At 73.2% G+C, this 13,741-nt stretch carries 10 protein-coding genes and 1 tRNA gene; 4 read left to right on the plus strand and 7 right to left on the minus strand.

The window, feature by feature from the left end:
* Positions 1 to 2: 2 nt before the first annotated feature.
* The 4 genes from BJ983_RS21145 to BJ983_RS21160 form a co-directional block, all read right to left on the minus strand.
* A complete protein-coding gene (locus BJ983_RS21145) occupies positions 3 to 1,826 on the minus strand; it encodes a hypothetical protein (RefSeq protein ID WP_179795619.1) in 1,824 nt (607 codons plus the stop codon).
* Complete coding sequence (locus BJ983_RS21150; protein ID WP_246326425.1) at positions 1,823 to 4,633, minus strand: ATP-binding protein; 2,811 nt, start codon at positions 4,631 to 4,633, stop codon at positions 1,823 to 1,825. Before BJ983_RS21150 ends, BJ983_RS21145 begins: the two co-directional genes overlap by 4 nt.
* 193 nt (positions 4,634 to 4,826) lie before the next feature.
* Entirely contained in the window at positions 4,827 to 5,537 is a 711-nt protein-coding gene (locus BJ983_RS21155) for a hypothetical protein (protein ID WP_179795621.1), read from the minus strand.
* A gap of 3 nt (positions 5,538 to 5,540) precedes the next feature.
* Complete coding sequence (locus BJ983_RS21160; RefSeq protein WP_018330533.1) at positions 5,541 to 5,819, minus strand: hypothetical protein; 279 nt, start codon at positions 5,817 to 5,819, stop codon at positions 5,541 to 5,543.
* Positions 5,820 to 6,235: 416 nt separating this feature from the next.
* Between BJ983_RS21160 and BJ983_RS21165 the strand changes: the two genes are divergently transcribed.
* Positions 6,236 to 8,704 (plus strand): heterodisulfide reductase-related iron-sulfur binding cluster, encoded by a 2,469-nt coding sequence (locus BJ983_RS21165; protein WP_179795622.1) that lies wholly within the window; start codon positions 6,236 to 6,238, stop codon positions 8,702 to 8,704.
* Positions 8,705 to 8,856: 152 nt separating this feature from the next.
* Complete coding sequence (dcd, locus tag BJ983_RS21170; protein WP_179795623.1) at positions 8,857 to 9,432, plus strand: dCTP deaminase; 576 nt, start codon at positions 8,857 to 8,859, stop codon at positions 9,430 to 9,432.
* 164 nt (positions 9,433 to 9,596) lie between these two features.
* Here the strand turns inward: dcd and BJ983_RS21175 are convergent, their stop codons facing one another.
* Positions 9,597 to 11,339: a GGDEF domain-containing protein gene (locus tag BJ983_RS21175; protein ID WP_179795624.1), complete on the minus strand. Its 1,743-nt coding sequence runs from the start codon at positions 11,337 to 11,339 to the stop codon at positions 9,597 to 9,599.
* A 224-nt stretch (positions 11,340 to 11,563) separates the two neighbouring features.
* Complete coding sequence (locus tag BJ983_RS21180) at positions 11,564 to 12,145, minus strand: hypothetical protein (protein ID WP_179795625.1); 582 nt, start codon at positions 12,143 to 12,145, stop codon at positions 11,564 to 11,566.
* 308 nt (positions 12,146 to 12,453) lie between these two features.
* On the opposite strand from BJ983_RS21180, the gene BJ983_RS21185 reads away from it, so the two are divergent.
* Both BJ983_RS21185 and BJ983_RS21190 read left to right on the plus strand, forming a co-directional pair.
* Positions 12,454 to 12,527 (plus strand) — tRNA-Gly (locus BJ983_RS21185).
* Positions 12,528 to 12,605: 78 nt separating this feature from the next.
* Complete coding sequence (locus BJ983_RS21190) at positions 12,606 to 13,535, plus strand: alpha/beta hydrolase fold domain-containing protein (protein ID WP_179795626.1); 930 nt, start codon at positions 12,606 to 12,608, stop codon at positions 13,533 to 13,535.
* Between the two features lie 56 nt (positions 13,536 to 13,591).
* Here the strand turns inward: BJ983_RS21190 and BJ983_RS21195 are convergent, their stop codons facing one another.
* The gene (locus BJ983_RS21195) at positions 13,592 to 13,729 is read right to left on the minus strand and encodes a hypothetical protein (protein ID WP_179795627.1); all 138 of its coding nucleotides are present in this window, start codon (positions 13,727 to 13,729) and stop codon (positions 13,592 to 13,594) included.
* Positions 13,730 to 13,741 lie beyond the last annotated feature (12 nt).

Genomic DNA, 13,741 nt, shown 5'->3' on the forward strand with positions numbered 1-13,741 from the left:
CGCTACCTCCCGTCGCCCCGGGGCTCCGGCGTCACGCGACTCTCCAGCACCCGGCCCTCGACGACGGGTCCGCTCCCGCCGCCGCGGGCCGACGGCCGGTAGATGCGCTGCGCCGGCGCCCCGTCGACCTCGACGACGCGCGGGGCCGCCGCGGGCAGGGCCGGCCGGACGGCGTCGATCTCGCGGCGCGGTCCCGACGACCGGTCGGGCCGGACCACCTCCGACTCGACGTGCACGGTGCGGGTCCGGGCCGCGCGCTCGGTGACCGGGTCGGTCTCCTCGGGACGCACCCGCATGCCCTGCGAGTGCCGCTCGGCCCACCAGGAGCCCTCGCGCCCGTCGGACCCCCCGATCCGCCCGAGCGCACGGCCGAGGGCGCCGCTGCCGCTCGCCGGCAGGAAGCCGCCGACCTGCTCGCGGGTCAGCGAGACCATCGACGTCAGGCGTCGGAACGGCCGCGACACCGCCCAGAGGATCACCGTGACCACGCCGGTGACCAGGAGCGCGAGCCACGTGTCCACCCCGGACCCGGGCCGGAAGAGCGAGATGACCAGCAGCGAGTGCAGCCCGGCCAGGGCGCCCACGAGCAGGGTGTTCACCAGCGCCGCGCCGCCCACCCGCAGCATCGCCGGGAGCACCTCCGGGCGCAGCAGCGCCACCACCGCCAGGGCGGGCGCGACCATCACCAGCAGCCGGATCATGAGCATCGAGACCAGGATCAGGACCTTGCTCATCAGCTGGAACAGGCCGATGCACGCGGCCTGCACGAGCGCCAGCACCCCGGCGCCGACGCGGGACCCGGAGCGGCCCTGGAAGTAGGAGTAGCGGTCGCCCACACGGTTCGCGACGTCGGTGAACCGGGCCTTCTTCGCGTCCGCCTGGGCCTGCCCGTCCTGCCCGGTCGCGACCTCCACCTTGGAGAAGGTCTGCGCGTCCAGCAGCGGCCGCCCGAGGTCGCGGGCCTGCGGCACGTCGGCCGACCCGAACTCCCCGCGCAGCCAGTTCGAGTAGACGATCTGGTCGGAGAGCACCGTCGGCAGCGTGTTCTGGTCGCCCACGCCGACCTGGCGCAGGAACCCCTGCTGCATGGACGTCACGCCGTCGAGCAGCACCCCGTCCAGCGCGCGCGACCACTGGATCGGCGCCGCGTAGGCCCCGGCCGCGAGCCCCAGCGCGAGGACCGCGACGAACCCCCGTCGGGCCTGCTGGGACAGCTCGCCGCGCATGGCGAGCACGAGCAGGATCGCCGCGAGCGCCGCCAGCGCGACCCCCACCCACGTCGTGAAGACGGCCTCGTACATCGCGCGCGTGCCGGTCTGGATGACCTGGTCGAGCGGCGTGAGCAGGCTCGAGCCGCGGGCGATGAGGTAGTGCGCCCAGTTCACGCCGCCGACCACGAGCTTCGCGACGTTGAAGACCTGGTTGCCCAGCCACGTGTCGGTCGCCGCCGCGGGGTCGCGCGCCCCGCCCGGACCGCAGCCCAGGTCGTAGGTCCACCACACCTGCCCGGCGTAACCGACCTCGTCGTACACCGAGCCCGGGACGCCGACGCCGATCGGGGCCGGGTCGAGCGAGCCGACGAGTCCGGTCCCCGGCCGGTCCGGGTCCGGCGGCGCCTTGCAGTCGAACGCCTGCGCCGAGGCGGTCCCGCCGACCACGGCGAGCCCGGCGACGAGCGCGCCGACCACGAGCACCGAGCGCAGCCGCCCCCGTGGGGCACGACCCGGCGTCGGGACGGAGCGGTCCTCGCGGCGCGGCCGACCGCGACGCCACCCGATCACCAGCGCCGCCGCGATGATGCCGAGGACGAGCACGGCACCGCTCACCCGTCGCCTCCCCAGCCGGACGAGCGGGCGGCGGGCACGCCGTCCGCCACCGCGGGCCCCTCCTCCCCCGGCGGGGTCGGGGCCGGGCGCGGCCCGTCGTCGACGGGGAGCCGCGCATGCGGGGCGTCGGCGGCCGGGGCCGGCGGGAGGTGGGCGCGCTGCGCGTCCGGGTTGGTGTCGAGTGCGGCCCGCAGGTGCCCCAGGTGCTCGCCCTCGAGGTCGACCCGGATCTTCTCCACGCCGCCGTGCCCGTCGGAGAAGACGAACTGGCGCGGGGTGTCGTCGGGCCGGTCGTCGTGCTGGGCGGCGGTCGGGCGCGGCGAGAGCGTCCCGAGCATCTCCTCGTACCCGACGTCGGTGGGCACCCGGAGCAGCCGCAGGGCCTCCGCCTGGGCCTCGGCGTCGTCGGTGCGCCCGACGAACACGGCGTCGACCAGCGACGCGAAGCCCGGCACGCGGAGCAGGTCGCCGGCGAGCTGGGAGGCGAACAGGGCGCGGACGTTGAACTTGCGGGAGTCGCGGGCGAGCCGGTCGATGAGGACCTTGCCGGTCGGGATCTGCGACAGGAAGTGGGTCTCGTCGAGCGCGACGCCCTTCCGCAGGTCGCGGTCGGCGGTGTAGACGGTGCGCTGCGTCAGCCAGGACGCCAGGTTGAGCAGCTCGACCGCCAGGGACTCGCCGTCGGTCCACTCCTCGCGGGGACTGCCGGGGCGCGGCAGCGACATGCCCTGCATCGTCAGGACGGTGAGGCGGTAGTCCTCGTCGAGCACGCCCGGGTCCCCGATCGGGCTGTCGTCGGGCCCGCGGGGGTCCTCCGGGTCCTGCGTGCGCTCCGGGAAGAGCAGGGCGGCCTGCGGCAGCTCGCGGCGCTCCTCGAGGAAGTCCGCCACGACGTCGGCGTGCTCCTCGCCCTCCCGGGCGTGGCGCCGGAGCGTGGCGATGACCTGGCCCGGGTCGCGGTGCTGCCCGCCGCCGACCTCGCGGACCGCGCGCAGCAGCACGATCCGGGTGTGCGGCATCCGCGCGACGTCGTAGGGCAGCAGCCCGGTGAGCACGTCGAGCACCAGCCGACGGCGGGTCGCGGCGGCCAGGGAGCGTTCCCGACGCCAGGCCTTCTCCGGATCGTCCTCGTCGAGGAAGTGCTCGCGGCGCGGCTCAGCGACGACGCGGTAGGGGTTGAGGATGCCGGGATCGGCCCCGAGCAGGTGGATGTGCCGGGAGAACGGGGCGAGCTCGGGGACGCGGGTGAGCGCCGCCAGCGGGCCCGACGGGTCGAGCACGGTCCACCGCGCCCCGGCGCGCAGGGTCTTGTAGACCATCAGCCCCGTCAGGAAGGACTTGCCGGAGCCCAGGCCGCCGACGACCGCCGTGAGGCCGGACGCGCGCCGGACCTCCTGGGCCATCCACGGGTCCCACGCCACCGGACGGCGGGTCGCGGTGCAGGTCTCGCCGAGCAGGACCCCGCGCCGGTCGCCGACGCTCGCCGACGCGGCCGGGACCCCGGCCGCCACCCACGTGACCGATCCGCGGCGGCGGTAGGCGGTCGAGGCGAGCGGCTCGCCGGGAATGAACTCGCGCGCGTAGGCGTACTGCGCCTCGGGGTGCTCGAGGGCCACCCGCGGGCGGTAGAGGTCGAGCAGCTGCTGGGCGCGGGTGAGGGCCTCGGCCTCGTCGCGGCCGGCGACCGCGACGCGCCACCAGCCGTACACGCGGGTGTTGAGCTGGGTGAGCCCGCCCGAGAGCTCGTCCTCGATCTGCAGCACCCGGTCGGCCTGGCGCTCGAGCGACATGGGCGGGTCGAGGTCGTGGTCGTGGGTGTAGTGCCGGATCTGGCTGCGCACCTTGCCCATCTGGCGCTGCAGCTCGCCCGACACCTCCTCCGGACGACGGACGTAGATGCGCGCCGACCACTCCACGGGGAAGGGGAGCCGGTCGCTGCGCTGCATCCACGGGTCGTCGGCCTCGGGGATCCGCAGCGAGTCCATGAGGCCGACCGAGAGCACCGCGACGTGCCGCGACACCGGGTACAGGCCCTGCCGCCCCTCGACCTGGACGGTCGGGGCGTAGGGCTCCTGGTGCATGGACACGCCGTCGGTGAAGGCGGCGAGGTCCTCGGCCTCCCACGCCGTCCCGGCCTCGGCGTTCACGTGCTGGGGCGCGGGCAGGCCGAGCGCGCACGAGCGGTGCATCAGCCAGGCCATGTCCTCGGCGGTGCACGGGACGCCGTCGAGGCCCGGCCCGCCGACGAGGGCGTCGACGTGGGCGATCTCGGTCTCGAGGGCCGTGAGCTCGGCGTTCGCGGCGCTCGGCAGCACCCGGTGCAGCACCGGCGCGGCCGTCTCCAGCCACCGGTCCACCACGGAGCGCCCGGAGACCTCGACGCCGAGGAACACCTCCTTGTCGGCCATCGACAGGCCCATGAGGTGGTGCTGCTCGCCAGTGACGAACTCCTCCCAGGACAGCTCGCCCGGGACGTCGGGCAGCCGGCCCGGCGAGTTGCGGTCGAACGCCTCCGCCCACCGCGCGACCGGGAACGGGCGGCTGGTCACCCGCAGGTGCACCCACCGGCCCTGCAGCTCGCCGAGCTGGGCGGCGATGCGGCGGATGAGCGACTCGCGCTGCGGGTCGGAGCGGAAGCTCCACGGCTGGGGCGCGAGCCGGTACCAGGCGGTGACCGTCGAGCCGGTGCGCGCGATGTTCCCGTCGATCGAGCGCAGCGCGATCGCGGAGCGGTACCCGGGGGCGGCCGTGGCCCCCGCGAGGGCGCGGCCGCGGCGCGGCTTCGCCTTCGGCCGCGGGCGGCGCAGTCCGGTCGCCGGGGTGTCCGCGGGCTGCTCGATGCGGTCGGGGTCGAGCGGCCGGTCGTCCGCGACGTCGTCACGGTCCACCGGCACGACCTCGCCCGGCGTCGTCGGGAACGTGCCCCACCCGGCGTCGGGGTCGCTCACGGGCTCGGCCTCGCGGGCCTCGGGCCACGGCGCACGCCGACCCCACCCGCCGTCAGGACCTCCCCGGCGCACCGTCGCCCTCCCCGTGCTCCCTGCCCGCCGGCCCGTCCGCGCGACCGGTCGCAGTGGGACCGTAGCGACGAGCCCGTCCCGACGCCGGGTCGCGCTGCGGTCGGTCCGCCCGGCGCGCCGCGACGCGCACGACGCCGTCCGGGCCGACGTCGGACGCGGAGGCGGAGCCGGCGGGCGTGCCGCGGCGGCGCGGGGCCGGTCCGCCGCGCGTGGTCCAGGACCGCCTCGGCCGACGTCGGGCCCGGTCCCTCGTCGGCGTCGCCGGTGCGGTCGTGTCGGGCACCGCCACCGCGGCGTGGGGGTCGGTGCGGCCCGGGGGCAGCGCCGCCCGGGGTCGCACGGCCTCGATCGCGACGTGGCCGGCGCTGACCGTGCTGCCCGCGCCGCGCGTGCGACGGCGGGGGCCCCGGACCTCGTGCCAGAAGAGGGTCAGCCATTCGAGCAGTGGCCGGTCCTCGTTGATGCGTTTGCTGACGAACCGCACCACGACGACCGTGATCAGCAGCGCCCACGCCACCGAGAAGAAGCCGATCTGGATGCCCAGGCGTCGCTGCACGAACATCACGACGATCATGACGATGAGGCCGACGCCGTAGCTCGAGTAGCGCGCGCGCCAGGGGAAGGTCGCCTTCGGGGGGCCGAGCCAGACGGCGTCGACCCGGTACACGTCGTCGTCGGTGCGGATCTGCACCCGTTACCCCGTGATCAGCTGGGCCAGGAACTGCCCGACCGCCGGGCCGTTGCCGGAGACCGCGATCCCGAGGGCGACCAGGCCCACGAGCAGGCCCACGCCGCGACGCGCCACGCCCGCGTTGTCCCCGCGGCCGCCGATCCACAGCATGATCACCGCGATGCCCAGCAGGAGCAGCGGGACGATGTTGTCCCGGATCCAGCCCTGCAGCCCGTTCGTCCCCAGACCCTGCGCCGTGATCTGGGTGTCGAGGAGGTGCGCGCCCAGGGTCGTGAGGGTCATGCGGTGGTCCTCCCGGACGGTGTCGTGCTGGTTCGGGGTCGGCCTGACTCGACCGGTCGAGTAAACACGCCGTGCGAGCGGGTCGGTACCCCCGGTGGTGGGCAGCCGCGACCACATTGCGCCAGGGGTGTCGTCCTGCTCCACGGACGTCGTAGGCCATCGTGGCGTGTCCGCACCGGCATCCGTCGGATGATCGCCTACTCGGGGTTCCGCGCGTGTCGCGGGCCGTGCTGCCGGGTCCGTCCGGTTACCGGTGAGTAGTGCCTCACCGGTCTCGCTCGGTCGGTGTCGGGGCCAGCCGTTACAGTCCTGCTGATCCGGGCCGACGGCGCGACCACCACCGCAGCGCGCTCCCAGGCCCGCCTGAACGTGACGGACCCTGCGGGCGACGCAGCGGTCCGCAGGGAGGTCACACCGTGCTCGTCCGATTGATCCTGGGTCTCGCCCTGACCCTGGCCGTGGGGGTGATCGCCGCCCGCCGCGCGTGGTGGCTCTACAGCCTCATCAAGTCCGGGCAGCCCGACGCCAAGCGCTCCGAGGGTCTCGGTGCCCGGCTGCGCGCCCAGATCGTGGAGGTCGCGGGTCAGCGCAAGCTGCTCCGCTGGTCGATCCCCGGCCTGGCCCACCTCTTCACGATGTGGGGCTTCGTCATCCTGCTGACGGTCTACATCGAGGCCTACGGCGCGCTGTTCGTGGAGGACTTCCACATCCCGCTGATCGGGCGCTCGCCGATCCTGGGCTTCGTCCAGGACCTCATCGCCGTCATGGTGCTGCTGTCGATCATCACGTTCGGCATCATGCGCGTGCAGCAGGACCCGGAGCGCAAGCAGCGCTCGTCCCGCTTCTACGGGTCGCACACGTCCGGCGCCTGGATCGTGCTGTTCCTGATCTTCAACGTGATCTGGACGCTGTTCGCCTTCCGCGGCACCTCGTCGGCGGCCGGCAACCTGCCCTACGAGTCGGGCGCCTGGGTCTCGATCGCCGTCGGCCAGCTGTTCACCGGCCTCTCCCCGACGACGCTGTTCGTCCTCGAGACGATCTTCCTGCTGCTGCACATCGGCGTCGCGCTGGTCTTCCTCGTGCAGGTGCTCTACTCGAAGCACCTCCACATCTTCATCGCGCCGATCAACGTCGCGGCGAAGCGCCTGCCGAAGGCCCTCGGCCCGCTGCAGCCGATCGAGTACGACGGCAAGCCGATCGACTTCGAGGACCCGCCCGAGGAGGCCTCGTTCGGTCGCGGCAAGATCGAGGACTTCACGTGGAAGGGCATGCTCGACTTCGAGACGTGCACCGAGTGCGGTCGCTGCCAGTCGCAGTGCCCCGCGTGGAACACCGGCAAGCCGCTGTCGCCGAAGCTGCTGATCATGGACCTGCGCGACCACATGCTCGCGAAGGCGCCGTACATGATCGGCGGCAAGGACATGCCCGACGGCGGGGGCATCGACTGGGACGCGGGCCTCGCGAAGAACGAGCACGGCGGCCACGGCGTCCCCGAGTCGGGCTACGAGCGCCACGTCGGCACGGACGACATCCAGGCCGCCCGCCCGCTGGTGGGCACCGCCCAGCAGCTCGGCGTCATCGACCCCGAGGTCCTCTGGTCCTGCACCACCTGCGGCGCCTGCGTCGAGCAGTGCCCGGTGGACATCGAGCACGTCGACCACATCGTCGACATGCGCCGCAACCAGGTGATGATCGAGTCCGAGTTCCCCGGCGAGCTCGGCGTGCTCTTCCGCAACCTGGAGAACAAGGGCAACCCCTGGGGCCAGAACAACTCCAGCCGCATGGACTGGGCGAAGGACCTCCCCTTCGAGGTGCCCGAGTTCGACGGCGAGCTGTCCCCGGAGACCGAGTACCTGTTCTTCATCGGCTGTGCGGGTGCGTTCGACGACAACGCGAAGAAGACCGTGCGGGCCACCGCGGAGCTGCTGCACATCGCGGGCGTGAACTACACGGTGCTCGGCAAGGAGGAGAGCTGCACGGGTGACCCGGCGCGGCGCTCGGGCAACGAGTTCCTCTTCCAGATGATGGCGATGCAGACCAAGGAGATGCTGGACACGGTCTTCGAGGGCCGCGAACCCGGCACCCGCAAGATCGTCACCACCTGCCCGCACTGCATGAACACGCTCGGGCGCGAGTACCCGCAGCTCGACGGCCACTACGAGGTCGTCCACCACACCCAGTTGCTCAACCAGCTGGTCCGGGAGAAGAAGCTCATCCCGGTCGCCCCGGAGTCCTCGCCGGTGCCGCAGGCCAAGCTGGACATCAACCCGGCGACGAACCTGCAGTACAAGGGCCCACAGGCCGACGGCACCGAGCGCGGTCTGGTCAAGGCCGACGGGCACTCGACGAACGGCCACCCGACCGACCAGGCGGCCCCGGCCTCCGAGGTCGTCTCCACCAACGGGTCGACCAACGGGCACTCGAACGGGCACGGACCGAAGACCGTGACCTACCACGACCCGTGCTACCTGGGCCGGCACAACGAGGTCTACACCCCGCCGCGTGAGCTGGTGGAGGCCGCGGGCGCGGTGCTCAAGGAGATGCCGCGCCACGCCGACCGGGCGCTGTGCTGCGGTGCCGGTGGTGCGCGCATGTGGATGGAGGAGAACATCGGCAAGCGCATCAACATGGAGCGCGTCGACGAGGCCATCTCCGTCGAGCCCGATGTCATCGCCTCCGGCTGCCCGTTCTGCCGCGTCATGCTCACCGACGGCCTCACCGAGCGTCAGAGCGAGGCCAAGGCGGTCGGCACCGAGGTCATGGACGTCTCGCAGATGCTCCTGGCTGCGGTGAAGCGCGGCGCGCCGGCCGACGGTGACCAGCCGGGCGAGTCCGACCCGGCCACCACGGCCACCTCGGCGAACGTGCAGAACCCGGCGGAGTAGCCCTCCCCGGTTCCCGAGCGAAGGGGCCCTCCGGTCGAGTAGGTCGACCGGAGGGCCCCTTCGTTCGTTCCGGGGTGCGGTCGGGACCGTCGACCTTCCCGACGCCGGGTGTGGTCGCTCGGCGTGTCGGGTTGCGCCGATAGAGTGCGGCGGTGCTGCTCTCCGACCGCGACATCCGTGCCGAGATCGCCGCGGGGCGGGTCGCACTCGAGCCGTTCGACGAGACGCTGCTGCAGCCCTCGAGCGTGGACCTGCGCCTGGACCGGCACTTCCGCACGTTCAACAACCACGCCTACACCCACATCGACCCGGCCCTGCAACAGGACGACCTGACGCGGATGGTCGAGCCGGCCGACGACGAGGCGTTCGTGCTCCACCCGGGCGAGTTCGTCCTGGGCTCGACGTACGAGGTCATCTCGCTACCGGACGACGTGGCCGGGCGACTGGAGGGCAAGTCGAGTCTCGGCCGTCTGGGCCTGTTGACGCACTCGACGGCCGGGTTCATCGACCCCGGTTTCTCCGGGCACGTGACGTTGGAGCTGTCGAACGTCGCGAACCTGCCGATCCGGTTGTGGCCGGGGATGAAGGTCGGCCAGCTCTGCCTGTTCCGGCTCTCGTCGCCCTCCGAGCACCCGTACGGCTCCGAGATCTACGGCTCGCGCTACCAGGACCAGCGAGGACCCACGCCGTCCCGGTCCTACGTGAACTTCCGCAAGGGTCTGTCCTAGGCACGCTCGCGCCGAGGGTCACACCAGGCAGCCTCAACGGGCCCGCAGCCTGCCCCACGTACATCTCGCGGCCGGGCGGGCCCAGCAGCGCGCTCCGAGGGTCACACCAGGCAGCCCCAGCAGCCCAGGAACCTGCCCCACGTGCATCTCGCGGGGACCTGGCCTCAGCCGACCAGCTGGCCGGAGCGGTGGACGCGGTTCCGGCCGGAGTTCTTCGCCGAGTACAGCGCCCGGTCGGCCTCGGAGACGAGCCCTTCACCGTCGCCGGCGTGGTCGGGGAGCGTGGCGATGCCGAACGAGGCCGTGACGAGCTGGCGACCGCCGCGCTTGAAGTCCGTCTCCACCCGTTCGCGCAGCCGCTCGGCGAGGGCGGCGGCGTCCTCCGTGTCGCCCTGGGTGATGAGGATGGCGAACTCCTCCCCGCCGTAGCGGTAGGCCGTCTCGCCGTCGCGCATCGACGCCCGCAGGGTGCTCGCGACCTCCTGGAGCACCACGTCGCCCTGCTGGTGGCCGTAGCGGTCGTTCAGTTCCTTGAAGTGGTCGAGGTCCAGCATGATCACCGACATCGGCTGCCCGTGGCGCTTCGCGTTGGCGACGGCGTTGTCCAGGTCGGCCCCGAGCCGGCGCCGGTTGGCGAGCTGGGTCAGCGGGTCGAACTGGGAGAGCCGCTCGGTCGCGGCGTGCAGGCGGCTGGCCTCGATCGCCGAGCCGGCCAGGGTCGCGAGCATCTCGACGGCCGACAGGGCCTGGCCGTCGACCTCGCCGTCGGTGCCGTCGAAGCACTCCAGCACCCCGATGACGCGGGCACCGACCACCAGCGGGACGGCCACGGCGGCCTCGTCGTCGGTGTCGGGGTCCCCGCGGGAGATCTGCCCGTAGCGCGCCGAACGCCCGACCACCCCGACGCCGAGGCTGCACTGCCGCTCGAGGGGCGGGATGGCGCCGCGCTCGGAGTCGTAGGCGAGCTCCAGCCCGGAGCCGTCCTCGTCGAGCAGCCAGAGCAGCACCCGGCCCTCGGTGACGGCGACGGCGGCCTGGACCGTCGAGTCGACGACGTAGCGGGTGTTCAGGGAACCCGCGATCTCGCGGGTCATGATCAGGATCGTGCGGAGGCGGTCGGTCTGGGCCTGCAGGCGCTCGGCCTGCGCCATCGTCTCCTCGCGCTGGTGGCGCAGCGCCACGGTCATGTCCGCAAGTCCGTCACGCAGGGCCACCAGCTCCGCGGAACCCGCGACCGGTTCCGGCGGGTGCAGGCGGCCCTCCGAGATCCCCCGCACCGAGGCGAGGAGGCCGTCGACGGGAGCGACCACGTGGCGCTCGAGCCGACGGCGGCCACGGAGCGCGACGACGAGCGTGCCGAGCCCGACGAGCACCAGCAGGACACCGACCGACCACTGCATCACCGCGGACATCCGCTGGTTGTCCTCGATCGCGACGAGCGTCGCCGCGCGGGTGTCGTCCTTGCGCCCCTGGTAGTTGTCGAAGATCGCCTTGCCCTGCAGCAGGAAGGCCTCGACCCCGCCGGGCGGCGGCAGCTGCCGGGCACGGTCGGCCCACTCGGTGCGCCACCGCTGCTGGGCCAGGAGCAGCTGCAGGACGCTCTGCCGCAGCGCCGGCTCCTCGAGCAGGTTGACCATCTGGGTGTCGGCGGCCGCCAGCTCCGGGCTGGTCTTGGTGGCCTCGTCGGAGAAGAACCGGTCACCGGTGGCCAGGTAGCCCCGCAGCGCCGAGTCCATGGACAGCATCGCCTGGTGGGAGTCCTCGACGGCGAGGAGACCGGCCTGCAGCCGGTCCTCGGCCGGGGACGTCACCGCGGCGCTGTACAGCACGCGGAAGACGACCAGCAGCACGATCACGAGCGCGGCGACGGACACCGTGACCCCGAGGCGCTGGACCTCGGTGGTCAACCTCGGTGCTCGTCTCACCACCACACCCTCCTGGCCGATGTCCCCCGGGGCGTCACGCCGCGAGCCGCCGACGAGCGTGCTCCCCTGCTGGACATCCCCCACCGGAGGCATGACGTTAGCCGTTTCCGGGTAGGGCGCCCAAGCTTTACGGGCGGAGGCCGAGTGGATCCCTGCCGATGGATCAACACGTACGGCTGATCGGCCCAGTCGATCGAGGGAACGGGTCAGGCGGAGAGGGACGACCGCGAGCCACGGCCGGAGGGCATCCGCACGACGTTGGGGTCGCTCGCGTGCCGCGGGCGGGGCGGCGCGGGAGCGAGTCGCCGGTGCACGAGCAGGTCGATCTCGGTCGGGTACGGGAGCCCGCCGTCGGGCGAGGTCTGCCAGGCGGCGAGCTCGCCGACGAGCGCGCCGGTCGCGGCACTGCGCGCGTCGGACGCGGGGACGGGCAGGTGGAGCAGCGGCACCCCGACCGCGACCGCGCACCGGGCGGCCGCGAGCGCGGCCTCCGACCCGCCACGCACGACGACGCCGGCCGGGGGCTCGCCGGCGATGAGCGCGTCGAGACGGACGACCAGTCGCGCGGCCTCCTCCGCCCAGCCCCGCGTGGGGCCGTCGAGCAGGAGCAGGCGTCCGGCCGGCGCATCGAGCTCGTCGAGCTCGGCGTCCACCCCGAGGGGGTCCGGGCCGGTCGCGACGAGTATCGGGGTGACCGGTTCGTCCTGCGGGACGTTCCCCGGACGGCCCAACGGCGCGAGCGCCCGGGCGTCCTCCACCGACGCCACGACGATCAGCAGTTCGGCCACGTCCGGAGTGAGATCCGGGTCAAGGTGATCACCCAGTGTCATGGGCACCTCCCCGCCGTCATCCGCTCTACCCACGAGAACAGCACACACCACTTCGTCTCAGCAGGACAGACACGTGCCGGAGGACTACCGCTTGGGCGCAATCGGATCCACGCACCGTCACCTTTCGGCCGCGACCGGACCGAGACCACAGCGTGATCCGAGTGAGTTACAGCGGTGTGATTGCAGTACGCGTGGGCCGTTCGGGATCCCGGAGGGTGCCTGATCCCCCGTCGGCCGGACCGGTGTATCGTCGTCGATCGAAGCAGGCGAGTGTAGTTCAGTGGTAGAACATCAGCTTCCCAAGCTGAGAATGCGGGTTCGATTCCCGTCACTCGCTCCAAGAACCTCATCGCAGGTCAGCGGCCCGTCGCCCGGTCATCCGGAGGCGGGCCGTCGTCGTTCGTGCCAGGGTCGGGCCGTGAGCGCCCTGGACCCAGAACTCGCCGCCGGGATCGAGAAGCTCGAGGCCGACGGGTGGCTGCCGATCACCCGGGACACGCCCGAGGAGGCCCGCCGGAACTACCGGGAGCTCGCCCTGCTCCGACGCGGCTCCGTCGACCTGCCGGTGGCCGAGGTGCACGACGACGTCGTCACCGACCCCACCACCGACACCGACGTCGTGGTCCGCGTGTACTCCCCGGAGCAGCCCAGCGGCATCACGGTCGTCTGGCTGCACGGGGGCGGGTGGGTGGTCGGCGACCTCGACACCGGCGACGCCGCGGCCCGGCGGGTGTGCCGTCACCTCGGGGCCCGGGTGGTCTCGGTGGACTACCGCCTCGCCCCGGAGCACCCGCATCCGGCCGCCCTCCAGGACGCGCACGCGGCCCTCCGCTGGACGGCCACGACCATCGGGGGACGCCTCGTCGTCGGGGGCGACTCCGCCGGCGCCGGACTCGCCGCGGGACTCGCGCTGCTGGCGCGGGACTGGGGCCCGCGCCTCGAGGGGCAACTGCTCCTCTATCCCGGCCTGGACCCCACGCTGTCCTCCGCCAGCGTGGCGGCCAACGCCGACGGCCCCTTCCTGACGGCGGACGACATGCGCTGGTTCTACGCCCGCTACCTGCCCGACCCGGCCGCCCACGCGGACCCCTCGGTCAACCTCGCCGAGGCCGCCCGGCTCTCCGAGCTCGCCGGACTCGCACCGGCCGTCGTCGCCGTCGCGGAGTTCGACCCGCTGCGGGACGAGGGCGTCGCGCACGCCGGGGCGATGGCGGACGCGGGGGTCCCGGTCCGCCTGCTGCGGGGCGAAGGCCTGGTGCACGGCTTCTTCGGGCTGGGCTCCGTCTCCGCCGCGGCACAGAGGGAGGGCGACCGCGCGCTGGACGGCCTGGCGGAGCTCCTCGGCTGAGCGCTCTCTGAGGGCGCTGGTCCGGTTGCCGGGCCCACACCCCCGGACGCGCCCGATCACGGCGAGAAGCCCGTAGCGGTCGCCGGGAGGTCGTCCCGGCGCCGTTCGTCGACCACCGGCCCGTCCGCCCGTTCGGCGAGGAGATCCCCGGACCGCTCGACCGTGGCCGCCCGGCCGGTCACCGCCCCGGGCACGACCTGATCGTG

The sequence above is a fragment of the Actinomycetospora corticicola genome (assembly GCF_013409505.1).
GTDB lineage: Bacteria > Actinomycetota > Actinomycetes > Mycobacteriales > Pseudonocardiaceae > Actinomycetospora > Actinomycetospora corticicola.

What these genes read in the sequence shown, in the direction of transcription:
- BJ983_RS21160 (WP_018330533.1), bottom strand. Translation starts at nt 5,819, where the DNA reads ATGACCCTCACGACCCTGGGCGCGCACCTCCTCGACACCCAGATCACG.